Source organism: Pseudomonas sp. RGM2987, assembly GCF_022952855.1.
Classification (GTDB): Bacteria; Pseudomonadota; Gammaproteobacteria; order Pseudomonadales; family Pseudomonadaceae; genus Aquipseudomonas.
The window spans coordinates 1-25097 of the sequence record NZ_JALJDX010000203.1 but is presented as its reverse complement, the minus strand read 5'-3'; the positions used below and the strand labels follow the sequence as shown (position 1 = coordinate 25097).

Here is a 25097-nt window from a genome sequence, read left to right as displayed (position 1 = left end):
CAGTCGAGCGGGAGCAAGCTCCCTCGCCACGGTAGCCTCGCCAATCTCTGATCACAAACTTCAGAGCGGCTTGCTGCCATACCAACGCGGCGTGTAGACCCAATCGCCCCCCCCAACCCTTGGGAAAACGCAGGTCGTAGAGGAACCGATCAGCACCATGGTGCGCATGTCCACCTGATCCGGCGTCAACTGCTCCAAGGTGGTGACACGCAAGGTCTGGCCCGGGCGGCCGATATCACGTCCCAGCACCACCGGCGTCTGGGCCGTGCGATGTTGCCGGACGATTTCCAGTGCCCGGCCCAGTTGCCATGGCCGTGAACGCGAGATCGGGTTGTAGAAGGCCAGGGCCAGGTCCGCTTCAGCCGCCAGGTCCAGGCGTTTCTCGATGATCGACCACGGCTTGAGGTTGTCCGACAGCGACATCACGCAAAAGTCATGTCCCAGCGGCGCACCGGCCTGGGCGGCGGTCGCCAGGGACGCCGAGACCCCCGGAAGAATCTGCAGATCGACGTTGTGCCACTGGGCATCCGTCGACTCGTGCAAGGCTTCCAGCACGGCGGCGGCCATGGCGAATACGCCGGGGTCGCCAGACGACACCACCACCACCAAACGGCCCTGGACGGCCAGCTCAAAGGCATGCCGGGCGCGCTGCATTTCTTCGCGATTGTCGGTGCAGTGCTGCACTTGATCGGCGCGGAACGGGCCGGCCATGCGTACATAGGTTTCATAGCCCAGTACATCGGTGGCGCGGTCGAGTTCGGCGCGTACCGCCGGCACCATCAGCTCGGCAGCGCCAGGGCCAAGGCCGATCACCGCCAGGCGTCCACGTAGCCGGCCAATGTCCTGCGGGTCAACAGGTTGCTCAGCCACGGCGATGGCGTGGTCGCCCACCGCGCGCACCGCCGCCGGTTGGTCGACGGCGTCCGCCAACCATTGACTGGCATCGCCACTGGCCGGCGCAAAACGCAGCGGCACGTTCAATTTGAATGCGGCGTCGTGCAATTCGGAGCGCGCCATGTCGCTGTCCGCCGCCAGCAGGCACGCCAGCGACTGCACCGCCAGCCCGGCCTCTTGCAAGACTTGCTCAATGTTCGGCAACGCGCCGGCGCCCACCGCCAACACCACATTGCGCGGATAAATACGCAGCTCGTGCGCCCCGGGCGCACCGGCGGCACTGTCTACACGAATCGCCAGCCGCGCCTGTGCATCCTCAGGCAACCGCGCCTGATCCAGCCACGGCGCAACTCCCTCGATGCGCACCGATTCGCCGGTCAGCAGATCGGAGACAAAACGCTTGCCCTGCTCCAGGTCGCCAAGGCTGTAGCCGCTCGGCGGATTAAGCAGGCAAGTGCCAAAACGCAGCTCACCACTGGTGGTGATCGCGGGCGCGACTTGCAGGGTTTGCGCGATGTCCCGGGCCATGACATTGACCCCGCCCAGGCCGCCCAACAAAGGCACCACGGCGCTGCCATCCTCGGCCACCGCCAACACCGGCGGCTCCACGCCTTTTTCCAGCAGCAGCGGCGCCAGGGTGCGGATGACGATGCCGGCGGCGCACAGGACGATGATCGGCGTGTCTTGCTGGTAGAGCTCGCGCAACGTCGCGCCAAACTCCTGGTAGTGACGATCCGCGTCCACGACCCGCCCGGCCAAGCCGTGGATCAAGGCCTCGGGATAGCGCTGCTGGATCCGCCGCGCAGTCGCCAGACTGCCCGGGCCGAGGATAACGATGGCCGGTGCGTTGGCGGTCATCCTTGCCACCGTTCGCCCGGCACGATGATCAGCGAGAAATATGGCGAGGACATCGGCTCGACTTCATCCAGCGGCACGATTTTCTGATTTGCCATGGTCGCCCGTTCGACGTACAGCGCCCGGCCATCCAGGCCCAGTTCCTCCAGCACCTGGCGAACCTTGGGGAAGTTGCGCCCCAGCTTCATGATCACCGCCGCGTCGGCATCGGCCAGGCGGCGTTTGAGCTCTTCATGGGGCAGCACGCCGGAGAGCACCGACAGGCTCTGGTTGCGATACACCAGCGGCGCCCCCAGCACTGACGCGCCGCCCAGCATCGAGCACACGCCCGGGATGACCTCGGCGTCATAGCGCTCGGCCAGGCGATCGTGCAGGTACATGTAGGAACCGTAGAAGAACGGATCGCCCTCGCAGATCACCGCCACGTCGCGGCCGGCATCCAGGTGCGTAGCCAACTGTTCGGCGGCGGTGTCGTAGAAGTCGGCAATCACCTGTTCGTACGACAGCGGTGCCGGCAGCGCTTCGGTGGTGACCGGGTAGACCAGCGGCAGCAAGGTCTGCTCAGCCTGTAAATGCGCCTCGATGATGCCGAAGGCGTTGCCCTTCTTGCCCTTGGCGACGAAGTACGCCACCACCGGCGACTCACGCAGCAGGCGCAGGGCCTTGACGGTAATCAGTTCAGGGTCACCCGGGCCCACGCCGAGGCCGATCAGACGTCCAGGCTGCTGCATCATTCGATCTCCGTGGCGAGGGCATTGACGGCGGCGGCGGCCATGGCGCTACCGCCCAGCCGGCCTTGCATGATCACGAACGGCACGCCACGGCTGTCGGCCGCCAGCATCGCCTTGGACTCGGCAGCGCCGACGAAGCCCACCGGGAAGCCAAGGATCAATGCCGGCTTTGGTGCGCCGGCATCGAGCATTTCCAGCAGGTAAAACAACGCGGTTGGCGCATTGCCGATGACCACGACGCTGCCTTCCAGGTGCGGGCGCCACAACTCCAGGGCGGCGGCTGAACGGGTGTTGCCCAGCTCAAGGGCCAGCGCCGGCACGCGCTCGTCGCGCAAGGTGCAGATCACCGGGTTGTTGGCTGGCAGACGGGCACGGGTCACGCCTTCGGAGACCATCCGCGCATCGCACAGGATCGGCGCACCGGCGGCCAGCGCCTGGCGCCCGGCCGTGCCCGCGCCTTCGGAAAACTGCAAGCCATCGACGGCCTCGACCATGCCGCAGGCGTGGATCACCCGCACCGCGAGTTTCTCCAGGTCAGCCGGGATACGCGCCAGGTTGGCTTCGGCGCGGATGATCGCGAAGGAGTTGCGATAGATCTCCTGACCGTCGCGGATGTAATCAAGCATCAAGTGGGGCTCCGGGGGCGAGCGTCGAGCCGGTGGCTGAGCGCTTCAATAGTGAGGTCACGGGCCTGCAACGCGCCGAAACCCGGCTGCGTGGCCTCGCGAAAATACAGGTCATAGCGACCGGGGGCGACCGCCAGCAAGGTAACGGGCGCGATATGGGCCGCCGCACAGGAACGTGGGCAACCGGACAAATGGACTTTCGGGGTGTTGCCCTGGCGTTGCAGCAGCCCGGCCAACTGCCGGGCATCGGCCTTGGTGTCGCTCAGGGCCTTGGCGCAGCCGCTGGAGCCGGTGCAGGCAATGAGCTGCGCCAAGGGCTGATCCAACGAGCACAGCAGGCCCAGGCCTTCGAGCCGCGCCAGGACCTCGTCAGCGTCTTCGAAACTGACGTTGGGCAGCAGCAGGCTTTGCCAGGGCGTGAAGCGCAGACTGCCGTCGCCCTTCTCCCGCGCCAGTCGCGCCGCGCCTCGCAGCATACCGACGTCGAGCCGGCCAAGGGGCGCCGCAGCGCCGACGTAGAAACGGTCGTCGTGCTGGGGATGAATGCCCAGGTGCAACCCGTCGCTGGCCGCACCGCGCTGCCAATCGAGGCAAGGTTGCAACGGCACGCGACGGGCCAGTTGGGCGATCAGTTCATCCTGTGGGATTTCGGCCAGCAGATGACGCATGCGGGTCTGGTCCGGGCGGGCCAGGTCGAGAAACAGTTCCAGCACCGCCACCACCAAGGCATGCCCCTGGGCCAATGGCACGCTGCCGGCCGGCTGATCCAGCGGCGTGCCGGCCAATCCGAAAGCGAGCCAGGGTTCGCCATGCTCGAAAAAGGCGGACAACCACACGTCATGGGGATGTTCGAGCATCGCCATGGCCTCGCCGCCATCCAGTTGCACGGCGAACTTGGCCGACAACTCATGGAAGCGATCATGGGTCTGCAAGGTGAACAGAATCCGCTCGGCCAATGGCCGGGTATCGATCAGCATCTGCCGGTCGATACCCGCCGAAGGGCTGAGCATCAGGTTGCGCACGTCATCGCCGGCTGGCTTGCGCGGGCCAAGCCCGGCGGCCAGCAATTGCTCGATCAACGCCCCGTGCTCCGGACCAATGCCACGGATCTGCAGATTGCCCCGGTTGGTCGCCTCGATCACACCGCCGGCAAACCGCTCCGCCGCCGACGCCACGGCCTCGGCCTGATCCGCCCGGATGGCACCGCCGTCGAGCTTGATCCGGCAGATCCCACCGTCCAGCGCCTGGACGACACGCAACAACCCCGGACAACCCGAGGGGCGGATGACGTTGGCGGATGGACGTTCGTTCAAGGGCAAACCGGCAGATAAGACACGCCACGACGGCGAAGGAGCGCCATTATGCCTGCTTTGCCGGGGGGCATGAAAAGCTTGCTGGTCGGATTGGGGGTGGCGTGATAGCAAATTTTGAGGCGAATCTGCCGCGATTGCGGTCTGGCAGCCTTGGCCTGGATTTTTTGAGCGGGTACATATCCGTTGCTGCGGTAACGGCTGCTTAGGGTTCCGCCCTGACGGCGGCTCACTTTTTTTCAAACGCCAAAAAAAGTAAGCAAAAAAGGCTGTGCCCCACCACTGGGCACCTCGCCAAGGCTCGGTGTTCCCTCACTCCGGCATTGCTCCGTGGGCCCGCCGCGATGGGCCATCCATGGCCCAGCGCGGCTAACCCGGCATCCATGCCGGGTTGCCCACTACGCAATGCCTGCGTTCGGCCCTTGTGGTTAATGGGGCGCTCAAGATCAAAAGCAAAAGCAAAAGCGAGGCGGCCTAACGGCCGGCCTGACTTTACCGGCTATACCTGAGTCCTGTGGGAGCGGGCTTGCTCGCGAAGACGACCTGACAGCCGGCCTATCTCTCCCGGTTGTACTGCGATCCAATTGTGGGAGCTAGCCTGCTCGCGATGGCGGTCTGCCTGAACCGTTGATGCGGGATCGGACGCAGCCTTAACCAAACACTCACGGTATGATGCCCACCCGGTTAGAGGGCATCACAGCCTGCCAACCACACAGATCCAGTCGAGGAACACAGATGACGCCCTGGTTGACCGTAGTGGGCATCGGCGAAGACGGCTTCAAGGGCCTGGGCCGCACCGCCCGGCATGCTTTGCTGCGGGCGTCGCACATTATCGGCAGCACCCGGCAATTGGCCCTGTTGCCGCTGTGTATTCGCGGCGAACGGGAGCTGTGGCCCAGTCCGTTTTCCCTGGAGCCGCTGTTGGCGCGCCGGGGCGAGGCGGTGTGCGTGCTGGCGAGCGGCGATCCGATGTTCTACGGCGTGGGCGCCAGTCTCGCTAAACAGATTCCGGGCGACCAGATGCTGGTCATCCCTGCCCCATCGTCCTGTTCGCTGGCGGCGGCGCGCATGGGTTGGCCGTTGCAGGATGTGACTATCCTGTCACTGGTAGCGCGCCCCCTGGCCGTGCTCAATGCCCACTTATCCACCGGCGTCAGGCTGCTGTTGCTGAGCAATGACCGCAGCAGCCCGGCCGCCGTGGCGACACTGTTGCGCGAGCGTGGGTTCGGCCCCAGCGCCATGACAGTCCTGGAACACTTGGGCGGTGGCGCGGAACGGCGGATCGAAGGCTGCGCCGCGCAATGGTCCGACCCGGCCGTTGCGGACCTCAACCTGATCGCCGTCGAATGCCGGGCCGATCCCTCGACGCCTCGTCTGTCACGCCTGGCCGGCTTGCCGGACAGCGCATTCGAGCATGACGGCCAGTTGACCAAGCGTGACGTGCGGGCCATCACCCTGGCCCGTCTCGCGCCGACGCCCGGCGAGCTGCTGTGGGACGTCGGCGCCGGCAGCGGCTCCATCGGCATCGAATGGATGCGCGCCCACCCCAGCTGCCGGGCCCTGGCGATTGAAGCCGATGAAGGCCGCCAAGCCCTGATCGAGCGTAACCGCGACAGCCTCGGCGTGCCCGGCCTGCAACTGATCCGCGGCAAGGCTCCACAGGCACTGGACGATCTGGAGCCACCGGACGCCGTGTTCATCGGTGGCGGCGTCACCCGCGAAGGCGTGCTCGATAGCTGCTGGGCCCGGCTCAAGCCCGGTGGCCGACTCGTGGCGAACGCCGTGACCCTGCAAAGCGAGATGACGCTCATGCACTGGCGCGAACGGCACGGCGGCGAACTGACCCGGATTCACATCGCCCAGGCCCAGCCATTGGGCGAGTTTGACACCTGGCGCCAGGCCCTGCCGATTACCTTGCTGGACCTGACGAAGCCTGGCGATGCGTGACGAAACCGCCGAACAGCCCGCGCCGCTGCGCAGCGGCCTGACCACCGGCAGCTGCGCCACGGCCACCAGCCTGGCGGCGGCCCGGCTACTGCTGTGCGGCATCGACGCCGATGCCGTGGAAATCGTCCTGCCCAAGGGCAAGCAGGTGCAGATGCGCCTGGAGTTCTGTCGACGTACCGAGCATGGCGCCGAGGCCGGGACGATCAAGGACGCCGGCGATGACCCGGACGTGACCCACGGCGCCCTGCTGTTTTCACACGTGCGGTTGACCGCCGGACCTGGGGTGCGCTTCATCGCCGGACGCGGCGTGGGCACCGTGACCCGACCGGGGTTGGTGCTGAATGTCGGTGAACCGGCGATCAACCCGGTCCCACGCAAAATGATCGGCGATCACTTGGCCCGACTGGCCGCTGAAACCGGCTATGCCGGCGGTTTCGAGGTCACGGTCAACGTCGAGGGCGGCGAGGCCCTGGCGCTGAAAACCATGAACCCGCGGCTGGGCATCCTCGGTGGTCTGTCGATCCTGGGCACCAGTGGCATCGTCCGGCCGTTTTCCTGCGCGGCCTACATCGCGTCCATCCACCAGGGCATTGATGTGGCGAAAACCAACGGCTACCTGCACATCGCCGCCTGCACCGGCAACGCCAGCGAAGACACCATGCGCAGGGTCTACAACCTGCCGGAAATCGCCCTGATTGAAATGGGCGACTTCGTCGGTGCCGTGCTCAAGCATCTGCGCAAGGTCCCGGTGGACAAACTCAGCCTGTGTGGCGGCTTTGGCAAAATCAGCAAACTCGCCGCCGGCCACATGGACCTGCACAGCCGTCATTCCAGCATCGATCTGCCGCAACTGGCCAACTGGGCGGCGGCAATCGGCGCCGATGCGGCCCTGCAACAGCAGATCCGCGACGCCAATACCAGCCAGCAAGCCCTCGCATTAGCCAGCGCCGCCGGCATCGCCCTCGGTGACGCGGTGTGCGAGCACGCCCTGGCCTTCGCCCGCAGCGTCGTGCCGCCTCAGGTCCAGGTCGAAGTCTTCGCCATCGACCGCCAGGGCGGGATCGTCGGCCACGCAGGATCACTGGAATGAAACGTATCCTGTTGTTGGGCGGCGTCACCGAAGCCCTGGCCATCGCCCGCACGCTTGGACCGCAACATATCTACAGCCTGGCGGGCATCGGTCGCGTCCCGACGGACTTGACCTGCCAGGTCCGCGTGGGCGGCTACGGTGGCGCTGACGGGCTTGCGCAATTCATCCGCGAGCAAGGCATCGACCTGCTGCTGGACGCGACGCACCCCTACGCCGCGCAGATCAGCCACAACGCCGCCCAGGCAGCCCGTGCCTGCGCCATCCCGTGCTGGGCCCTGCGTCGCCCGGCGTGGCAGCCCCAAACCGGCGATGACTGGCGCGAAGTCGCCGACTGGGCCGAACTGACCCAGGCCCTGAAACCCTACCGTCGCCCCCTGTTCACCCTTGGCCGCGAGCCGCTGCAACATCTGCACGAAATTCCCCCCGGGCAATTCTGGACCCTACGCGCCCTGGACGTTTACCCCGGCAACGAACGCTGCGAAGTCATCGGCGCCCGCGGACCGTTCCACCGCGAAGACGAACGCGAGCTGTTCCAGCGGCGGCAGATCGATGTGCTGGTCAGCAAGAACAGCGGCAGCACCGCCACCGAGCCGAAGCTGGAAGTGGCCCGAGAGCTTGGGGTACCGGTGCTGGTGTTGAAGCGGCCGGTGTTGCCGGCTGTCGATCGGGAGTTGGGGGGAGTTAGCGAGGTGTTGTTTGCGTTGGGGAATCTGATCTAACGGCGTTTTTGTCGTGATGTTTAGAAACCCCGCACAGCCCTACAATTTCGTCCGTCAGAACTACGAACCAGGCTACGCAACCTTGCGCCGCTGCCTACAACTACGCCAGAATCCGCCGGCTTGTGCGCCTTGGGATCCCTCAGTAACTTGATCCCCGTCACTGCCCATCAGTGATCGGGTTTAGTCGCCCGTGGTCTTCAGCTGGTCATAAGCTCCGTCCAGTCAGGTAGTCATCCTGCACTCGATGGTGGTTGTGCGCAGGGCGCCCTCGGGCGCGCCGGTATGCTGGACTCCCCGGTCGACTAACCTGCGTACAGCCGCCACCCATTCGTTTAGTCGCGAAACCGTTGCGGCTCCATAACATGGAGTATCCAGCAATGTTCAAGATCACACCGAATCCACCAACCAAAGACGAGCAAACTTCCCGCCCCCAGTCGGATAACGCTAAAAAGCTCGACGAAGCAGCAGCCACACGCGCCTTGGATTACTACCTCAAGCCGCCAGCCGACAAATGAAGCGCGCGACACGCCCGACACCCTTTTCATCATCGCTCCTGACGTCGATGCCGAATGCCTGCTCGCCAACCTCAGCGAAACCCTGGCCTCGGCCAATGCAATAGTCAGTGATCTGCTATTCGACCTGAATGGCTCCCGACGCCATATTGCGCTGGCAGTCCAACAGATGATCGAGCTGGGTCAATTGCTGGCGAATCGGGCATTGGATGTCGTGGAAAAACGATAAAAACGCACCGGGCTTGATCGGCATCGACTGATCAAGCCCGGCCCCTTTGTGGTGCTGTCATTTAAAAGGTAACTGGATGGCCCTCACACGAAGCTACAAACACACGATTGCCGAACGCGCTGCGCGTGATCCTGAGTTCACCCAGATTCTGATGGATGAAGCCGTAGCCCTGTTTTTGAACGGGGAGCAGGCGATGGCGAGGATGATCCTTCGCTTTCTCTTCAATCCCACCTAATACCCTGTGGCGAGGGAGCTTGCTCCCGCTGGGCTGCGTAGCAGTCCCAAGAGGACGAGCACCCTACTGCTGACACACCACAGATGCAGTTTTGGGGCCGCTCGCGCTGGAGCGCCAGCCCGGCCCAGCGGGAGCAAGCTCCCTCGCCACAGAGATCTCAGATGCCAGACAGATGGCAGATGAAGTCCGCAATGAGAGTCAAGCATGATCAAAAAATTCTCACGCTTCGATGCAGCCACGTATCTCAAGACGCCTGAGGAAATGACGGCTTATCTGGACGCTTGCTTCGAAGAGGACAACGGCGACGGTGTGTTGATTCGAGCGGCCCTTAACGACATCGCCCGGGCAGAGCGCATGACACGAATGGTCTACGATCCCGACTTCGAACAACCAAATATCGACTGACCGAAAATCCCTGTGGCGAGGGAGCTTGCTCCCGCTGGACTGCGTAGCAGTCCCAAGAGGATGAGCACCCTATTGCTGACACACCACAGTTGCAGTTTTGGGGCCGCTCGCGCTGGAGCGCCAGCCCGGCCCAGCGGGAGCAAGCTCCCTCGCCACGGGACTTCATGTGCCGTTCGCAAAACCATGTATCAGGTTCCCGGCCTTTTCACCTCGCAGCAGGGGTAAGCTTGCGCGCCGCACCAGTACGCACCCGACAATCTATTGCTACTGTTAACCCAAGCCCTGCGACCCTACACCGCACGTGGCTTTTTTACTTCTACCCCCCGATCAGGCTAAATACCGCCACCTGATCGCCCAACCGAGCGGATTCGCCCATGTCCCGACAACGGCTTGCATTTGCCTGGATCGCCTGCTTCGCAGTGCTGTTCAACATGCTTGCCATGCCGCTTTCCGGTAGCGCAGCCGCAAGGGCAACTGCTCCGGCGGAGCAGCTGTTGTGGGGCAGCTTCTGTTCTTCGGGCGGCACGAAGAGGGTGGCGGTTTCCCTCGGCAAGCTCGAGCAGAGCGCACCGCAGCAAGACGATCACTCCAACATGCAGCATTGCTGGTGCTGCGCCGGTTCAGCCGCGCTGGTGGCGCTGGCCGGTCATACGCCACAGCTGTCCCTGGATGCACGACTGGCCCACCAAGGCGTCGCCCCGCCATCGATCGACAACCCCACGCCACGCCAGCAATGGCCAAGTCTCAACCCCCGCGCCTCGCCTCTGGCCTGATTCTTCCCGCAAAACCTGCGCCTTGAATCGTTTCGGAGAATTGTCATGTTGAACAGACTCATCCTGCTGGCCGCCCTGCTGCTGCCCATCGGCTTCGCCCAGGCTCACCAATACAAGGCAGGCGAGCTTGAGATCGCCCACCCGTGGTCCCAGGAACTGCCGCCGAACGCGCCGACGGTCGCCGCGTATTTCGTGATCCATAACGCCGGCTCCAGCGCCGACCGGCTACTTAGTGTCGACTCGCCGATTGCCGGCAAGGCCGAGCTTCATGAGCATGTAAAGCAAGATGACCTGATGAAGATGCAACCGGTGCCGGTGGTGGATATTTCCCCGGGCGCCACCGTGACCTTCGCGCCGATGGCCTATCACGTGATGCTGTTGGACCTGAAGGACCGCAGCCTGCTGAGCGATGGCAAACGCTTTCCCATGACCTTGCATTTCGAGAAAGCCGGGGACGTCGTCGTTGATGTGGCGGTGCAGAAAAAAGCCCCCGACGGCACCAAGACCCACGTGCACGCACAGTAAGCCTAGCCGCCCGTGAAGTCGTTCCACAGCAGACTGTCCGTACCCCGTAGCCCGCCCATGAGCCTGGCGCGCGGTAGCTGGATCAGCCTGTTCGCCATGCTGATGATCTTTATCGGTCCACTGATTTCTCAGTCGATGCCGATGGATCAGCGCATGTCGCCGGCCATGAACATGTCCATGCCAATGGACATGGATATGGACATGTCGGCAAGTGCCCATGGCGACCATAGAGCCCCCACAGCCGAACATTGCCGGCCCCAGAGCGAGCACCATGCACTGTGGGAAAAATGCGGCTATTGCAGCCTGCTGTTCAACTGCCCGGCCTTGCCTGGCGGCCAGACGTTCGCCGCTTTCGACACACCACCAGCCAACAGCTTTACTACCCCTTCTCCACGGCTGGGCCATGCCCGTCCGTCATTCTTCCCGGGTGCCCGCACCCGCGCCCCACCTCTCGACGCGTAAGCCCGACACTTACCTCACCCGGTCGCACAAGACAGCCTCAGGCTGCCCGACCGTGTCGTTTACGTCTGTTCGATGGAATCATCATGTCCAGGTTTTCTGCCGGCATCGCTTTGGGCTCTGCCCAGGTTCGCTGCCCCACGAACGAGCCACGGGTTCGTTTTCGCCATACGGTCGCCGCGCTGTGCGGCCTGCTGCTCACACCCCATGTACTGGCCGATGAGCACGACCATCACGAAGGCCAGGTCGAAGAACTGAGCCCGACGGTCATTACCGCCATCGCCCCCAGCTCACCGCTGACGGTCGTCACCAACCCCAAGGACCCGCGCCAGCCGGTCCCGGCCAGTGACGGCGGTGACTACCTCAAGACCATTCCCGGCTTTGCCCTGGTGCGCAACGGCGGCACCAACGGCGACCCGGTGCTGCGGGGCATGTTCGGCTCGCGGCTGAATATCCTCACCAATGGCAGCATGCTGCTGGGCGCCTGTCCCGGGCGGATGGACGCGCCAACGTCCTACATCTCGCCGGAGACCTACGACAAACTCACCGTCATCAAGGGCCCGCAAACCGTACTCTGGGGCCCCGGCTCATCGGCCGGGACCATCCTGTTCGACCGCGAGCCGGAGCAGTTCGGCGAACTCGGCACCCGGGTCAACGCCAGCGTGCTGGCCGGTTCCAACGGTCGCTTTGACAAAGTGCTGGATGCCGCCGCCGGCGGGCCGCTGGGCTATGTGCGAGTGATCGGCAACACCGCCCACTCCGACGACTACCGTGACGGCAATAACGACACGGTGCCGTCGCGCTACGAGAAGTGGAACGGCGACGTCACGCTCGGCTGGACGCCGGACGCCGACACCCTGCTGGAACTGACCGCCGGCAAGGGCGACGGAGAGGCGCGATACGCCGGGCGCGGCATGGACGGCGCGCAGTTCAAGCGCGAGAGCCTCGGGCTGCGTTTCGAACGCTCGAACCTCGGCGAGGTGTTGGATAAGGTCGAAGCCCAGGTCTATTACAACTACGCCGACCATGTGATGGACAACTACACCCTGCGCACGCCGTCCGGCACCGGGATGATGGCCGGGCCCATGGCCTCCAACGTCGACCGCCGGACCCTCGGTGCACGGATCAAGGCCACCTGGCGCTGGGCCGACGTGCAGTTGATCAGCGGCCTGGACGCCCAGACCAACGAGCATCGCCAGCGCAGCAGCATGGGCATCGACACCTACAAGGACCTGCCCCGGACCAAGGACGCCGATTTCCACAACTACGGCGTGTTCAGCGAACTGACCTGGTACGCCGCCGACCGCGACCGGCTGATCACCGGAGCCCGGCTCGACCGTGCCTCCGCCAGGGACTACCGACAGACTGTCGGTTCCGGCATGTCGGCCCGCCCCAACCCCACCGCCGACGACACCCGCGCCGACACACTGCCAAGCGGCTTCGTACGTTATGAACGCGATCTGGCCGACAGCCCGACCACGTTGTACGCAGGGCTGGGCCACGCGCAGCGCTTCCCGGATTACTGGGAGCTGTTCTCGCCGAACGCCGGCCCCAGCGGTTCATTGAACGCCTTCGACTCGATCAAGCCGGAGAAAACCACCCAGCTCGACTTCGGCCTGCAATACAAGACCGATGCCCTCGAAGCCTGGGCGTCGGGGTATGTCGGCCAGGTCCGCGACTACATCCTGTTCGACTACACCCCCGGCATGATGGGCAGCACTTCGCGGGCCGAGAACATCGATGCGCGGATCATGGGCGGAGAACTGGGCGCGGCCTACAAACTGACCGAGCGCTGGAAAGCCGATGCGACCCTGGCCTATGCCTGGGGCAAGAACATCAGCGATGGCACGGCCCTGGCGCAGATGCCACCGCTGGACGCCCGCCTGGGCCTGACCTACAGCGCAGACCGCTGGAGCGCCGGAGCCCTGTGGCGGGTGGTGGCCGCCCAGCATCGCATCGATGAAAACAAGGGCAACGTGGTGGGCAAGGACTACGGCAAAAGCTCGGGTTTCGGCGTGTTCTCCCTCAATGGCGCGTACCGCATCAACCCGAATTGGAAGGTCAGCAGCGGCGTCGACAACCTGTTCGGCAAAGCCTACGCCGAACACCTGAACCTGGCCGGCAATGCCGGGTTCGGCTACCCGGCAAACGACCCGCAAGCCATCAACGAACCGGGGCGCACGCTCTGGACGAAGGTGGATATGAGTTTCTAACAACATTACAGGCAAGGCCTGGCACCTGACCCTGTGGCGAGGGAGCTTGCTCCCGCTCGGTCGGTCCGACGTCTCGGGCGTAGCGACCAAAAAAACCAGGACTGCTGCGCAGTCCAGCGGGAGCAAGCTCCCTCGCCACAGAACAGTGTGCTGCCTCACGACATACAAACCCAATTTGCCAAGCGGAGCGCTTCTCGATGAGCCAACCGAAACCGAATTTCTACAACCTGGCCTGGCGCTGGCATTTTTATGCCGGGCTGTTCGTCGCGCCGTTCATGGTGATGCTGGCCCTGACCGGCATCATCTATCTGTTCAAGCCACAACTCGACCCATTGATGTACGGCAGCCTGCTGAACGTACCCGCCGGGCACCACAGCCTGGCGGCGGACGACCTGCTCAAGCAGGTGCGCCAGGCCTACCCCGAAGGCAAGGTCAAGCAGTACCTGCCGCCGGTCAACGCCGAGCGCAGCGCGCAGTTTGTCGTGATCGACAAGGGCCGGGAATTGAACGTGTTCATCGACCCGTACCATGGCGACGTCCTGGGCGAGCAGGATGCGAAAAACAACCTGCAAGCCATGGCCCGGGCGATTCACGGCGAGCTGCTCATCGGTACGGTCGGCGACCGCCTGGTGGAGATGGCCGCTGGCTGGGGCGTGGTGCTGGTGGTGTCGGGGCTGTACCTGTGGTGGCCACGCGGACAATCGACAGCCGGGGTGCTCTGGCCTCGCTGGCGCGCTCGCGGTCGGTTGCTGTGGCGCGACCTGCACGTGGTGGTCGGTTTCTGGGGCGCAGCGTTCCTGCTGGTGATGCTGCTCAGCGGCATGACTTGGACCGGCTTCTGGGGCAAGCAATACGCCGACCTCTGGAACCGCTTCCCGGCGGCGATGTGGAACGACGTGCCCAAATCCGACGTCGAGGCCGGCAGCCTCAACAACGCCCACCGCCAGACCGTGCCCTGGGCCATGGAAAACACGCCGATGCCGATGTCCGGCGACCACGCCGAACACATGGCCCACGGCGGCGCCCACGAGGGTCCGGCGGCCCCGATCGTCAGCCTGCAAGCGGTGCAAGATATCGCCACCCAGCGCAACGTCGAAGCCGGCTACAGCATCACCCTGCCGGCCACCGCCAGCGGCGTGTTCACCATCGCCGTGTTTGCCGATGACCCGCGCAACGACGCAACCCTGCATGTGGACCAGTACACCGGCAAGGTCCTGGCGGACGTGCGCTGGGAGCATTACAGCATGGTGGCCCGCGCCACAGAAACCGGGGTGATGCTGCACGAGGGCAAGATGTTCGGCCCTTTGAACCAGATCATCGTCCTGCTGATCTGCCTGATGATCCTGCTCAGCGCCGTCAGTGGCCTGGTGATCTGGTGGAAGCGCCGGCCCCAGGGCAAGTTCGGCGTACCGCCGCTGCGCCATGACCTGCCGACCTGGAAGGGCGGTGTGTTCATCATGCTCGCCCTGGCGGTGGTGTTCCCGCTGGTGGGCGCGTCGCTGCTGGTGGTGTGGCTGCTGGACCGGCTCGTCACCCGACTCAATCGCCAGCCTGAGGTGGCTTCATCTTCAAGTTGAACACGGTGAGTTAACGGCAAGCGGCGCGAAGCCTCTACAATCGCGTCCGCTATCCAAGCTGTACACAGGTCAATTGTGGGAGCGGGCTTGCTCGCGAAAGCGGTGTGTCTGTCACATCAATGTCGGATGTGCCGACGCCTTCGCGAGCAAGCCCGCTCCCACAATGGGGACTGTGTGTCGATCCGAAGACTTCGAGTGTACAAATGACCTCGCTCACCCTCTCCCACCTCGCCTGGACACCCCTGGGCCACGGGCATTGCCATCACCAGTTCCAGCTGCGTGACGTCACGTTGCAGGTGGCGGACGGGGAGTTCGTCGGGTTGATCGGGCCCAATGGCAGCGGCAAGACCAGCCTGTTGCGCTGCGCCTATCGCTTCAGCCGGCCGGAACGTGGCGAGGTGAAATTCGAGCATCACAATGTGTGGAAACAGTCGTCACGCTGGTGCGCGCAACGCATCGCCGTGGTGCTGCAAGAGTTTCCCGAGGCCTTTGGCCTGACAGTGGAAGAAGTCGTCGCCATGGGCCGCACGCCGCACAAAGGTTTGTTCGACACCGACACCCCTGACGACCGGCGCCTGGTGATTCAGGCACTGGCGGCGGCAGGCCTTGAAGGCTTCGGCGAGCATGCCTTCGCCACGCTGTCGGGCGGTGAAAAACAACGGGTGATCCTGGCTCGCGCCCTGGCCCAGCAGCCCCGGCTGCTGATCCTCGATGAGCCGACCAACCACCTCGACCCGCACTATCAACTGCAATTGCTGCAACTGATCAAGGGCCTGGGCATCGGCACCCTCGCCAGCCTCCACGACCTGAACCTGGCCGCCGCGTTCTGCGACCGGCTGTATGTGATCGAACACGGACGCATCGTTGCCAGCGGCACGCCCCGGGATGTCCTCACCGCCGAGCTGTTGCGTGAGGTGTTCGGCGTGCGGGCGCTGGTGGACGAGCATCCGCTGTCCGGCTACCCCCGAATCACCTGGATAACCCAACCATGACTTTGCGTTTTCTGCTGCTCCTGCCCCTGCTGCTGGGCAGCGCCCAGGCCCTGGCCGAGGCCACCCGCTATCCGCTGACGATCCAGAGTTGCAACCGCCAGGTGCAGTTCAACCAGGCACCCCGGCACGCGGTCAGCCATGACATCAACATGACCCAGATGATGCTCGCCCTGGGGCTCAAGCCACGCATGGTCGGCTACAGCGGCATCAGCGGCTGGAAATCGGTGACGCCCGAGATGGCGCAGATTCTCGACGGTCTGCCGGAGCTGGCGGCCAAGTACCCGTCGGTGGAAACCCTGCTCAATGCCAATGTGGATTTCTTCTTTGCCGGTTGGGACTACGGCATGCGCGTGGGCGGCGACCTGACGCCACAGACCCTGCAACCGCTGGGCATCAACGTGTATGAACTGACCGAGTCCTGCGCCTTCGTGATGAAACGCCCGGCGGCCTCGCTGGAAGACACTTACAACGACCTGCGCAACCTGGGGAAAATCTTCGACGTGCAGGATCGCGCCGAGGCACTGATCGCGACGATGCAGGCCCAAGTGGCCGAGGTCCGCAAGCAGCTGCCTGCTGATCGACCTCGGGTGTTCCTGTACGACAGCGGCGAAGACCGGGCCATGACCTCTGGCCGCCTGGGCATGCCCCAGGCGCTGATCGACGCGGCCGGCGGGCGCAACATTCTCGACGACGTGGAAACCAGCTGGACCCGGGTCAATTGGGAGAACGTGGTAGAACGCTATCCCCAGGTCATCGTGATCGTCGACTACGGTGAAGTCAGTGCCGAGCAGAAGCAGCAGTTCCTGCTGGACAACCCGGCCCTGCAATCGGTGGACGCGATCAAGCACCGACGCTTCATCGTGATCCCCTACGTCCAGGCCACGCCGGGGATCGATAACGTGCTGGCGGTGCAAACCCTGGCGAAGGGTTTTCACCGTCCATGAACGATCGTCGCTATGGCGCGCTGCTGGTGCTGCTCGGCACGCTGATGCTGGTGTCGTGCGTGGTGTCCCTGGGCTTCGGCCCGGCGCGGGTGCCGGTGGCCGTGGTCTGGGACATCCTGCTGAACAAGGCTTTGGGTATCGGCGACGTCCACTGGACGCCCGGTCAGGAGCACATCGTCTGGCTAATCCGCGTGCCGCGCCTGCTGCTCGGGGCCCTGGTGGGCGCAGGGCTGGCATTGATCGGGGCGGTGCTGCAAGCGGTCACGCGCAATCCGCTGGCCGATCCGCACCTGCTGGGGGTCACGTCCGGCGCAACCCTGGGCGCGGTCATCGTGGTGCTGCATGTCGGTGAAATCGTCGGCCTGCTGACCCTGCCCCTCGCTGCCTTCGTCGGCGCGCTGTTGAGCATGTTGCTGGTGCTGGCGATTGCCAGTCGCCAGGGTCGCCTGGAAAGTGATCGCCTGTTGTTGTGCGGCGTGGCGGTGTCGTTCGTGATGATGGCGGCGGCCAACCTGCTGCTGTTCCTGGGTGATCACCGCGCCAGCTCGGCGGTGATGTTCTGGATGCTCGGCGGCCTGGGCCTGGCGCGCTGGGAACTGCTGGCGGTGCCGGCCATCAGCGTACTGCTGGGGCTGGTGTTGCTGCTGGGCATGGCGCGGCCGCTGAACGCGTTGATGGCCGGCGAGCAGACCGCCGTGACCCTGGGCCTGAACGCGGCGAAAGTGCGCTTGTGGATCTTCCTGATCGCCTCGCTGATGACCGGCGTGCTGGTGTCCATCAGCGGCTCGATCGGCTTCGTCGGGCTGATGGTGCCGCACATAGCCCGACGCCTGGTAGGCGCCGAGCATCGTCGGTTGCTGCCGGCCTGCGTGCTGCTGGGCAGCCTGTTCCTGATCTGGGTGGATGTCGCCGCCCGGACCTTGATTGCGCCGGAAGATTTGCCGATTGGCGTCGCCACCGCAGCCATCGGCGGTCTGTTCTTCATCGGCTTGATGCGCCGCCGATAAAGGCTGACGCCAACCGTGGCGAGGGAGCTTGCTCCGCTGGGGTGCGAAGCGCCCCCGGATTCTGAGTTCTGAGGCAATCGCTGATGACCTGCCAAATGGGGACTGCTTCGCAGCCCAGCGGGAGCAAGCTCCCTCGCCACAGGTCTGTATTCACAAGCAGAGTCATGGCCAAGGCTTCAACCCCGCGCTCCAATCTAGCGCATTTCCTCGCACCAATCCTCATTATGCGACCGCTCATGGTGCACCCGCGTTTTTCCTAACCCTACCAACTCCCTGTTTCCTCGCCTCCCCCCAACCGGGCACACCCCTTGCAAAAGCCTCCTTCAGCGTCTGCATCTGCCAACCAAGAAAACTCATAAAGTCCACGGAGATCGCACAATGAAGCGTCGTAGCTTGATCAAGGCTTTTACACTCTCGGCAAGCATTGCCGCGATGGGCATGGCCTGGACCGTCCAGGCCGCCGAGACCATCAAGGTCGGCATCCTGCATTCGCTGTCCGGCACCATGGCGATCTCCGAGACGTCCCTCAAGGACATGGCCCTGATGACCATCGACGAGATCAACGCCAAGGGCGGGGTCAACGGCAAGAAGCTCGAAGCGGTGGTCGTGGACCCGGCGTCGAACTGGCCGCTGTTCGCCGAGAAGGGCCGGCAGTTGCTGACCCAGGACAAGGTCGCGGTAGTGTTCGGCTGCTGGACCTCAGTGTCGCGCAAATCGGTGCTGCCGGTGTTCGAAGAACTCAACGGCCTGCTGTTCTACCCGGTGCAATACGAAGGCGAAGAGATGTCGCCGAACGTGTTCTACACCGGCGCGGCGCCGAACCAGCAGGCGATTCCGGCGGTGGAATACCTGATGAGTGAGGAAGGCGGCAGCGCCAAGCGCTACTTCCTGCTGGGCACCGACTACGTCTACCCGCGCACCACCAACAAGATCCTGCGCTCGTTCCTGCACTCCAAAGGCGTGGCGGACAAGGACATCGAAGAGGTCTACACGCCGTTCGGCCACAGCGACTACCAGACCATCGTGGCGAGCATCAAGAAGTTCTCGGCCGGCGGCAAGACCGCAGTCATCTCCACGGTCAACGGCGACTCCAACGTGCCGTTCTATAAGGAGCTGGCGAACCAGGGCCTGAAAGCCACCGACGTTCCGGTGGTGGCGTTCTCGGTGGGCGAAGAAGAGCTGCGCGGCATCGACACCAAGCCGCTGGTGGGCAACCTGGCGGCCTGGAACTACTTCGAGTCGGTGGATAACCCGGCGAACAAGAAATTCGTCGACGCCTGGAAAGCCTACGCCAAAGCCAAGAACCTGCCGGGCGCCGATAAAGCGGTGACCAACGACCCGATGGAAGCCACCTACGTGGGTATCCACATGTGGGCGCAAGCGGCGGAGAAAGCCAAGTCCACCGACGTCGACAAAGTCCGCGAAGCCCTGGCCGGCCAGACCTTCGCCGCGCCGTCGGGCTACACCCTGACCATGGACAAGACCAACCACCACCTGCACAAGCCAGTGATGATCGGCGAGATCCAGGCCGACGGTCAGTTCAACGTGGTCTGGCAGACCGAAGGCCCGATCCGCGCCCAACCGTGGAGCCCATTCATCGCCGGCAACGACAAGAAGCCCGACTATGCGGTGAAGGGTAACTGAGCCCATGGGTGTCGGCTTGAGCACGGCGCTTAAGCCAACACAACTCCCTTGTGGGAGCGGCGGTGCGGCGATCCGACTTGCTCGCGAAGGCGGTGGGTCAATCAATATCAATGTTGACTGTCCCGACGCTTTCGCGAGCAAGCCCGCTCCCACAAAAGAAAGACCGCGCAAGGCCTGACATATGCCCACTGCCCTTTACCGTCTTATCCTCGCCCTGGTGATGCTATTGCCAGTGGCCGCCCACGCCGGCGACGCCGAAGACTTCGTCGCCGCCAACCCGACCCAGCAGGCCAGGCTTCTGGAAGACTGGGCCGCGCAGCCCGAACCTGGGCGTGTGGAGCTGATCAACGCCTTGCAGCAAGGCCAGTTGACCGTCGACGGCCAACCCAAGACCCTGCGCCTGAACAACCGTCTGCGCGGGCTGATCGAAACCGCCCTCGCCAGCCATCAACTGCTCGCCAGTGACGCGGGCCTGCGCCTGAGCGCCGCCCAGCAATTGCAAAAAAGCGCGCGCCCGGCCCAGTTGACCTTCCTCGACCGGCAGTTGGCCGGCGAACAGGACGAAGCGGTGCATGCCGCCCTGAGCCTGGCCCTGGCTAACCTGCAACTGGTGGATACCAACCCCAGCGTGCGTCTGGCCGCCGTCCGCCTGCTGGGTGAAACCGGCGACCCGCTGGCCCGCACCCGCCTCGAGGGCCTGCTGGAGCCCGGCGTCGAAACCGATGCCAACGTACGCACCGCCGCCGAAACCAGCCTCGGCCAGGTCAAGCGCAAGCTGCTGGTCGGCGAGTTGCTCGGCCAGGCCTTCAGCGGCATGTCCCTGGGCTCGATTCTGCTGCTCGCTGCCCTCGGGTTGGCGATCACCTTCGGTCTGCTGGGGGTGATCAACATGGCCCATGGCGAAATGCTGATGCTCGGCGCCTATTCCACTTATGTGGTGCAGATGCTGTTCCAGCGCTTCGCCCCCGACGCCATCGAGTTCTATCCGCTGGTCGCGCTGCCGGTGGCGTTTTTCATCACCGCCGCCATCGGCATGGCCCTGGAACGCACGGTGATCCGCCATCTCTATGGCCGTCCGCTGGAAACCCTGCTTGCCACCTGGGGCATCAGCCTGATGCTGATCCAATTGGTGCGCCTGGTGTTCGGCGCGCAGAACGTCGAAGTCGCCAACCCGGCCTGGCTGTCGGGCGGGATCCAGGTATTGCCGAACCTGGTGCTGCCGTACAACCGCATCGTGATCATCGCCTTTGCACTGTTCGTGGTGGTGCTGACGTGGCTGTTGTTGAACAAGACGCGCCTGGGCCTGAACGTGCGCGCCGTGACCCAGAATCGCAACATGGCGGCCTGCTGCGGCGTGCCCACCGGCCGCGTCGACATGCTCGCCTTCGGCCTCGGTTCGGGGATCGCCGGGCTCGGCGGCGTGGCCCTGAGCCAGATCGGCAACGTTGGCCCGGACCTCGGCCAGAGCTACATCATCGATTCATTCCTGGTGGTGGTGCTGGGCGGCGTCGGTCAACTGGCCGGTAGTGTCTACGCAGCCTTCGGCCTGGGCATCGCCAACAAGATCCTCGAACCGCAGATCGGCGCCGTGCTCGGCAAGATCCTGATCCTGGCGTTGATCATTCTGTTCATCCAGAAGCGTCCGCAAGGCCTCTTCGCGCTCAAAGGACGGGTAATCGACTGATGAACCAGCCCCTGATCGTCACGGCCACGCAAAAGGCCGGTCCCAAAGTCACCCTGGCGGTCGGCGCACTGGTGCTCGCCGTGCTGCTGATCCTGCCGTTGCTGTCGCTGTTGTCGGCGGACAACCCGCTACAAGTCTCGGCCTATACCCTGACCCTGGTGGGCAAGATCCTTTGCTACGCCATCGTGGCCCTGGCGCTGGACCTGGTCTGGGGTTACGCCGGCCTGCTCTCCCTGGGGCACGGCCTGTTCTTCGCCCTGGGTGGCTATGCCATGGGCATGTACCTGATGCGCCAGGCGGCCGGCGATGGCCTGCCGGCGTTCATGACCTTCCTGTCGTGGACCGAATTGCCTTGGTACTGGACCGGCACCGACAGTTTCCTCTGGGCATTGGCCCTGGTGGTGCTGGCGCCCGGCTTGCTGGCGCTGGTGTTCGGCTTCTTTGCCTTCCGCTCGCGGATCAAGGGCGTGTATTTCTCGATCATGACCCAGGCCCTGACCTTCGCCGGCATGTTGCTGTTCTTCCGCAACGAAACCGGGTTTGGTGGCAACAACGGCTTCACCAATTTTCGTTCGATCCTGGGTTTCGGCATCACCGAGCCGGGCACCCGGGCCGTGCTGTTCCTGGCCACGGTGCTGCTGTTGGTGGCAAGCCTGTTACTCGGCTGGCGACTGGCCCGCAGCAAGTTCGGTCGGGTACTGACCGCCGTGCGCGACGCGGAAAACCGGCTGATGTTCTGCGGCTACGACCCGCGTGGCTTCAAGCTGTTCGTCTGGGTACTGAGCGCGGTGCTGTGCGGCTTGGCCGGCGCGTTGTATGTGCCGCAAGTGGGCATCATCAACCCCAGCGAGATGTCGCCGACCAACTCCATCGAAGCCGCCGTATGGGTGGCCCTCGGCGGGCGTGGCACCTTGATCGGGCCGCTGCTGGGCGCCGGCGTGGTCAATGGCATGAAGAGCTGGTTCACCGTGGCCTTTCCTGAGTACTGGCTGTTCTTCCTCGGTGCGCTGTTCATCGTCGTGACCCTGTACCTGCCCAAGGGCGTGATCGGTCTGCTGAAGAAAAGAGGTGAACAATGAGAATCACACCCACCGCCGAATTCATGCTCGAACCCGCGTTCTTTCCGCCGGAACCCAACAAGGATGCCGGCAGCAGCCGCGACGCCATCGGCCTCGGCCAAGCCGCAGGCATTGGCTTGAACACCCGCCACGGCACGATCCTGACCCTGGAAGATATCAGCGTCAGCTTCGACGGCTTCAAGGCCCTGAACGACCTGAACCTGTACATCGGCGTCGGCGAGCTGCGCTGCATCATCGGCCCCAACGGCGCGGGCAAGACCACGCTGATGGACGTGATCACCGGCAAGACTCGCCCCAGCCACGGCAAGGCCTGGTTCGGCGAAACCCTGGACCTGACCAGCATGAGCGAGGTGCAGATTGCCCAGGCCGGCATCGGCCGCAAGTTCCAGAAACCCACGGTGTTCGAAGCCCTGAGCGTGTTCGAGAACCTGGAGCTGGCGCTCAAGACCGACAAGTCGGTGTGGGCCAGCCTGCGGGCCAGACTGAGCGGCGAGCAGCACGATCGCATCAGCGAAGTGCTGGAAACCATCCGCCTCACCACCTCGGTCAATCGCGCCGCCGGGCTGCTGTCTCACGGCCAGAAGCAGTTCCTGGAGATCGGCATGCTGCTGGTGCAGGACCCGCAACTGTTGCTGCTGGACGAACCGGTGGCCGGCATGACCGACGCCGAGACCGACTTCACCGCCGAGCTGTTCAAATCCCTGGCGGGCAAGCACTCGCTGATGGTGGTGGAACACGACATGGGCTTCGTCGGCGCGATTGCCGACCACGTCACCGTGCTGCACCAAGGCAGCGTGCTGGCCGAAGGGTCGCTGGCGCAGGTGCAGGACAATGAGCGGGTGATCGAGGTGTATCTCGGTCGGTAGCCTGTGAACACATTCCCCCTGTGGGAGCGGGCTTGCTCGCGAAGGCGGTGTGCCAGCCAACCATGATGTCGGATGTGCCGGCCTCTTCGCGAGCAAGCCCGCTCCTACAGGGATTGAGGAGAAATCAAGTCATGCTACAAGTCGACAAGCTGCACCAATACTACGGCGGTAGCCACATCCTGCGGGGCCTGTCGTTCGACGTGAAGGTCGGCGAAGTGACGTGCCTGTTGGGGCGCAATGGCGTGGGCAAGACCACCCTGCTCAAGTGCCTGATGGGCCTGTTGCCGGCCAAGGAAGGCGTGGTGAACTGGGAAGGCCAGCCGATCACCGCGTTCAAGCCGCACCAACGGGTGCATGCCGGCATCGCCTATGTGCCCCAGGGCCGGGAGATTTTCGGGCGGCTGAGCGTGGAAGAAAACCTGCTGATGGGCCTGTCGCGTTTCCCGGGGTCGGAGGCCAAAGAAGTACCGGCGTTTATCTATGAATTGTTCCCGGTGCTGCTGCAGATGAAACAGCGTCGTGGCGGTGACTTGTCCGGCGGCCAGCAACAGCAACTGGCGATTGGCCGGGCGCTGGCGAGCCGACCGCGGCTGCTGATCCTCGACGAACCCACCGAGGGCATCCAGCCGTCGGTGATCAAGGAGATCGGCGCCGTCATCAAGAAACTGGCGGCCCGGGGCGACATGGCGATTTTGCTGGTGGAGCAGTTCTACGACTTCGCCGCCGAGCTGGCCGATCAATACCTGGTGATGTCCCGGGGTGAGATCGTGCAACAAGGGCGCGGAGAAAATATGGAAGCCGAGGGTGTGCGCGGACTGGTTACGATCTAGTCTGTAGTGTCCCGATAATAATCAGAACTCATGAATCTACCTGTCTTCCCACTGGCGCCGGCGGCGCTGTTCACCCCCAGCTGGCACGCAGAGCTGGAGCTCGGCTACGCACGGTTCGGCGACTGTACCCGCCCGGTACAGCGCCGCCATAAAGGCCCATTGCGGGTGCAGAAGCACTTGTACGCCGAAGGGCCCGAGGTGTGTCAGCACATCATCGTCCACCCACCGGGCGGGATTGCCGGCGGCGACCGCCTGGATATTTCGGCCAATGTCGGCCCTGGCGCCTGGGCGCAGCTGACCAGCCCTGGCGCGGCCAAGTGGTATCGCGCCGGCGGCCCGGCGTACCAGCAATTGACCTTGCACGTCGCACCTGGCGCGACCCTGGAATGGCTGCCCCAGGAAACCATCGTCTTCAGCGCGGCCCAGGCCGAACTCAGCACCCGCATCGACCTGCAAGGCGATGGGCGGCTGCTCTATTGGGATGTGGTTGCCCTGGGCCGACCGGCCAGCGGCGAACGCTTTGACCTCGGGCATTTCCAGTCGCGGCTGGACATTCGCCGCGACGGCCGGTTGCTGTGGCATGAGCGCCAGCGCATTGTCGGCGGTGACGGGCTGCTCGACTCGCCAATCGGCCTGGGCGGCGACCCGGTGTTCGCCACCTTGCTGGTGACCGGCGAGATCGACAGCGAGCTGCTGGAACGATGCCGATCCCTGGGCCATGCCGTGCGGGGTGACCTGACGCAGTTGCCTGGTCTGGTGGTCGCTCGGTGCCTGGCGAGCGAGGCGTTGCTGGCGCGGGGGTGGTTGATTGAATTGTGGCGTTTGCTGCGCCCGGCGTTGCTGGGACGACAGGCCGTACCCCCACGAATCTGGAGCACCTGAATTGCTTTCCTGTGGGAGCGGGCTTGCTCGCGAAGGCGGCACGTCCGCCCACATAAAACATGAATTTAA

Annotated in this window: 21 protein-coding genes and 3 pseudogenes; 20 read left to right on the top strand and 4 right to left on the bottom strand. The window is 64.3% G+C overall.

From position 1 onward, the window contains the following. Positions 1-60: 60 nt before the first annotated feature. The 4 genes from cobJ to cobG are packed head-to-tail and all read right to left on the bottom strand — an operon-like array spanning position 61 to position 4419. On the bottom strand, positions 61-1752 hold the full coding sequence (gene cobJ / locus RGM2987_RS16480; protein WP_245143144.1) for a precorrin-3B C(17)-methyltransferase: 1692 nt from the start codon (positions 1750-1752) through the stop codon (positions 61-63). Then, a complete protein-coding gene (locus tag RGM2987_RS16475; protein WP_245143141.1) occupies positions 1749-2483 on the bottom strand; it encodes a precorrin-2 C(20)-methyltransferase in 735 nt (244 codons plus the stop codon). Before RGM2987_RS16475 ends, cobJ begins: the two co-directional genes overlap by 4 nt. After that, entirely contained in the window at positions 2480-3106 is a 627-nt protein-coding gene (locus RGM2987_RS16470) for a precorrin-8X methylmutase (protein ID WP_245143139.1), read from the bottom strand. The genes RGM2987_RS16475 and RGM2987_RS16470 overlap by 4 nt, the downstream gene beginning before the upstream one ends. Continuing rightward, positions 3106-4419, bottom strand: a complete 1314-nt coding sequence (gene cobG, locus RGM2987_RS16465) for a precorrin-3B synthase (protein ID WP_245143137.1) — start codon at positions 4417-4419, stop codon at positions 3106-3108. The genes RGM2987_RS16470 and cobG overlap by 1 nt, the downstream gene beginning before the upstream one ends. Before the next feature lie 732 nt (positions 4420-5151). On the opposite strand from cobG, the gene cbiE reads away from it, so the two are divergent. The 20 genes and pseudogenes from cbiE to RGM2987_RS16365 all read left to right on the top strand — a co-directional run bounded on the left by cbiE (position 5152) and on the right by RGM2987_RS16365 (position 25028). Then, entirely contained in the window at positions 5152-6363 is a 1212-nt protein-coding gene (gene cbiE, locus RGM2987_RS16460) for a precorrin-6y C5,15-methyltransferase (decarboxylating) subunit CbiE (RefSeq protein ID WP_245143135.1), read from the top strand. Continuing rightward, positions 6356-7453: a cobalt-precorrin-5B (C(1))-methyltransferase gene (locus RGM2987_RS16455; RefSeq protein ID WP_245143133.1), complete on the top strand. Its 1098-nt coding sequence runs from the start codon at positions 6356-6358 to the stop codon at positions 7451-7453. Before cbiE ends, RGM2987_RS16455 begins: the two co-directional genes overlap by 8 nt. Beyond that, on the top strand, positions 7450-8172 hold the full coding sequence (locus RGM2987_RS16450; protein ID WP_245143130.1) for a cobalt-precorrin-6A reductase: 723 nt from the start codon (positions 7450-7452) through the stop codon (positions 8170-8172). The genes RGM2987_RS16455 and RGM2987_RS16450 overlap by 4 nt, the downstream gene beginning before the upstream one ends. A 377-nt stretch (positions 8173-8549) precedes the next feature. Further along, positions 8550-8913 (top strand): annotated as a pseudogene (locus tag RGM2987_RS16445) (DUF6124 family protein). 76 nt (positions 8914-8989) lie between these two features. After that, positions 8990-9145, top strand: a pseudogene (locus tag RGM2987_RS16440) (transcriptional regulator); the annotation flags it as partial. Positions 9146-9352: 207 nt separating this feature from the next. Beyond that, positions 9353-9514: pseudogene (locus RGM2987_RS16435) on the top strand (transcriptional regulator); the annotation flags it as partial. A gap of 413 nt (positions 9515-9927) precedes the next feature. Then, complete coding sequence (locus RGM2987_RS16430; protein WP_245143128.1) at positions 9928-10326, top strand: DUF2946 domain-containing protein; 399 nt, start codon at positions 9928-9930, stop codon at positions 10324-10326. Positions 10327-10371: 45 nt separating this feature from the next. After that, positions 10372-10851: a copper chaperone PCu(A)C gene (locus tag RGM2987_RS16425; RefSeq protein ID WP_245143125.1), complete on the top strand. Its 480-nt coding sequence runs from the start codon at positions 10372-10374 to the stop codon at positions 10849-10851. Positions 10852-10908: 57 nt separating this feature from the next. Next, positions 10909-11313, top strand: a complete 405-nt coding sequence (locus tag RGM2987_RS16420) for a DUF2946 domain-containing protein (RefSeq protein ID WP_245143122.1) — start codon at positions 10909-10911, stop codon at positions 11311-11313. Positions 11314-11396: 83 nt separating this feature from the next. Next, positions 11397-13523, top strand: coding sequence for a TonB-dependent copper receptor (locus RGM2987_RS16415; RefSeq protein WP_245143120.1), 2127 nt, complete (start codon positions 11397-11399; stop codon positions 13521-13523). 197 nt (positions 13524-13720) lie between these two features. Next, positions 13721-15100: a PepSY domain-containing protein gene (locus RGM2987_RS16410; protein ID WP_245143117.1), complete on the top strand. Its 1380-nt coding sequence runs from the start codon at positions 13721-13723 to the stop codon at positions 15098-15100. Between the two features lie 203 nt (positions 15101-15303). Next, positions 15304-16092 (top strand): ABC transporter ATP-binding protein, encoded by a 789-nt coding sequence (locus tag RGM2987_RS16405; RefSeq protein ID WP_245143113.1) that lies wholly within the window; start codon positions 15304-15306, stop codon positions 16090-16092. Then, entirely contained in the window at positions 16089-17036 is a 948-nt protein-coding gene (locus RGM2987_RS16400; protein ID WP_245143110.1) for an ABC transporter substrate-binding protein, read from the top strand. The genes RGM2987_RS16405 and RGM2987_RS16400 overlap by 4 nt, the downstream gene beginning before the upstream one ends. Next, positions 17033-18043 carry an iron ABC transporter permease gene (locus RGM2987_RS16395; RefSeq protein ID WP_245143108.1) on the top strand — a complete coding sequence of 337 codons (1011 nt, stop codon included), beginning with the start codon at positions 17033-17035 and terminating at the stop codon, positions 18041-18043. Before RGM2987_RS16400 ends, RGM2987_RS16395 begins: the two co-directional genes overlap by 4 nt. Before the next feature lie 378 nt (positions 18044-18421). After that, a complete protein-coding gene (gene urtA, locus RGM2987_RS16390; RefSeq protein WP_245143106.1) occupies positions 18422-19687 on the top strand; it encodes an urea ABC transporter substrate-binding protein in 1266 nt (421 codons plus the stop codon). Between the two features lie 181 nt (positions 19688-19868). After that, positions 19869-21371 carry an urea ABC transporter permease subunit UrtB gene (gene urtB / locus RGM2987_RS16385; RefSeq protein ID WP_245143103.1) on the top strand — a complete coding sequence of 501 codons (1503 nt, stop codon included), beginning with the start codon at positions 19869-19871 and terminating at the stop codon, positions 21369-21371. Then, positions 21371-22450 (top strand): urea ABC transporter permease subunit UrtC, encoded by a 1080-nt coding sequence (urtC, locus tag RGM2987_RS16380; RefSeq protein ID WP_245143101.1) that lies wholly within the window; start codon positions 21371-21373, stop codon positions 22448-22450. The genes urtB and urtC overlap by 1 nt, the downstream gene beginning before the upstream one ends. Continuing rightward, a complete protein-coding gene (urtD, locus tag RGM2987_RS16375; RefSeq protein WP_245143099.1) occupies positions 22447-23316 on the top strand; it encodes an urea ABC transporter ATP-binding protein UrtD in 870 nt (289 codons plus the stop codon). The genes urtC and urtD overlap by 4 nt, the downstream gene beginning before the upstream one ends. A gap of 131 nt (positions 23317-23447) precedes the next feature. After that, the gene (gene urtE / locus RGM2987_RS16370; RefSeq protein WP_245143096.1) at positions 23448-24146 is read left to right on the top strand and encodes an urea ABC transporter ATP-binding subunit UrtE; all 699 of its coding nucleotides are present in this window, start codon (positions 23448-23450) and stop codon (positions 24144-24146) included. Positions 24147-24176: 30 nt separating this feature from the next. Beyond that, positions 24177-25028, top strand: coding sequence for an urease accessory protein UreD (locus RGM2987_RS16365; RefSeq protein WP_245143094.1), 852 nt, complete (start codon positions 24177-24179; stop codon positions 25026-25028). Positions 25029-25097 lie beyond the last annotated feature (69 nt).

What these genes read in the sequence shown, in the direction of transcription:
- urtC (WP_245143101.1), top strand. Translation starts at nt 21,371, where the DNA reads ATGAACCAGCCCCTGATCGTCACGGCCACGCAAAAGGCCGGTCCCAAA.
- RGM2987_RS16365 (WP_245143094.1), top strand. Translation starts at nt 24,177, where the DNA reads ATGAATCTACCTGTCTTCCCACTGGCGCCGGCGGCGCTGTTCACCCCC.
- RGM2987_RS16430 (WP_245143128.1), top strand. Translation starts at nt 9,928, where the DNA reads ATGTCCCGACAACGGCTTGCATTTGCCTGGATCGCCTGCTTCGCAGTG.
- RGM2987_RS16405 (WP_245143113.1), top strand. Translation starts at nt 15,304, where the DNA reads ATGACCTCGCTCACCCTCTCCCACCTCGCCTGGACACCCCTGGGCCAC.
- cbiE (WP_245143135.1), top strand. Translation starts at nt 5,152, where the DNA reads ATGACGCCCTGGTTGACCGTAGTGGGCATCGGCGAAGACGGCTTCAAG.
- RGM2987_RS16425 (WP_245143125.1), top strand. Translation starts at nt 10,372, where the DNA reads ATGTTGAACAGACTCATCCTGCTGGCCGCCCTGCTGCTGCCCATCGGC.
- RGM2987_RS16395 (WP_245143108.1), top strand. Translation starts at nt 17,033, where the DNA reads ATGAACGATCGTCGCTATGGCGCGCTGCTGGTGCTGCTCGGCACGCTG.
- RGM2987_RS16470 (WP_245143139.1), bottom strand. Translation starts at nt 3,106, where the DNA reads ATGCTTGATTACATCCGCGACGGTCAGGAGATCTATCGCAACTCCTTC.
- RGM2987_RS16400 (WP_245143110.1), top strand. Translation starts at nt 16,089, where the DNA reads ATGACTTTGCGTTTTCTGCTGCTCCTGCCCCTGCTGCTGGGCAGCGCC.
- RGM2987_RS16450 (WP_245143130.1), top strand. Translation starts at nt 7,450, where the DNA reads ATGAAACGTATCCTGTTGTTGGGCGGCGTCACCGAAGCCCTGGCCATC.
- RGM2987_RS16455 (WP_245143133.1), top strand. Translation starts at nt 6,356, where the DNA reads ATGCGTGACGAAACCGCCGAACAGCCCGCGCCGCTGCGCAGCGGCCTG.
- urtE (WP_245143096.1), top strand. Translation starts at nt 23,448, where the DNA reads ATGCTACAAGTCGACAAGCTGCACCAATACTACGGCGGTAGCCACATC.
- urtA (WP_245143106.1), top strand. Translation starts at nt 18,422, where the DNA reads ATGAAGCGTCGTAGCTTGATCAAGGCTTTTACACTCTCGGCAAGCATT.
- RGM2987_RS16415 (WP_245143120.1), top strand. Translation starts at nt 11,397, where the DNA reads ATGTCCAGGTTTTCTGCCGGCATCGCTTTGGGCTCTGCCCAGGTTCGC.
- cobJ (WP_245143144.1), bottom strand. Translation starts at nt 1,752, where the DNA reads ATGACCGCCAACGCACCGGCCATCGTTATCCTCGGCCCGGGCAGTCTG.
- urtD (WP_245143099.1), top strand. Translation starts at nt 22,447, where the DNA reads ATGAGAATCACACCCACCGCCGAATTCATGCTCGAACCCGCGTTCTTT.
- RGM2987_RS16475 (WP_245143141.1), bottom strand. Translation starts at nt 2,483, where the DNA reads ATGATGCAGCAGCCTGGACGTCTGATCGGCCTCGGCGTGGGCCCGGGT.
- urtB (WP_245143103.1), top strand. Translation starts at nt 19,869, where the DNA reads ATGCCCACTGCCCTTTACCGTCTTATCCTCGCCCTGGTGATGCTATTG.
- RGM2987_RS16420 (WP_245143122.1), top strand. Translation starts at nt 10,909, where the DNA reads ATGAGCCTGGCGCGCGGTAGCTGGATCAGCCTGTTCGCCATGCTGATG.
- RGM2987_RS16410 (WP_245143117.1), top strand. Translation starts at nt 13,721, where the DNA reads ATGAGCCAACCGAAACCGAATTTCTACAACCTGGCCTGGCGCTGGCAT.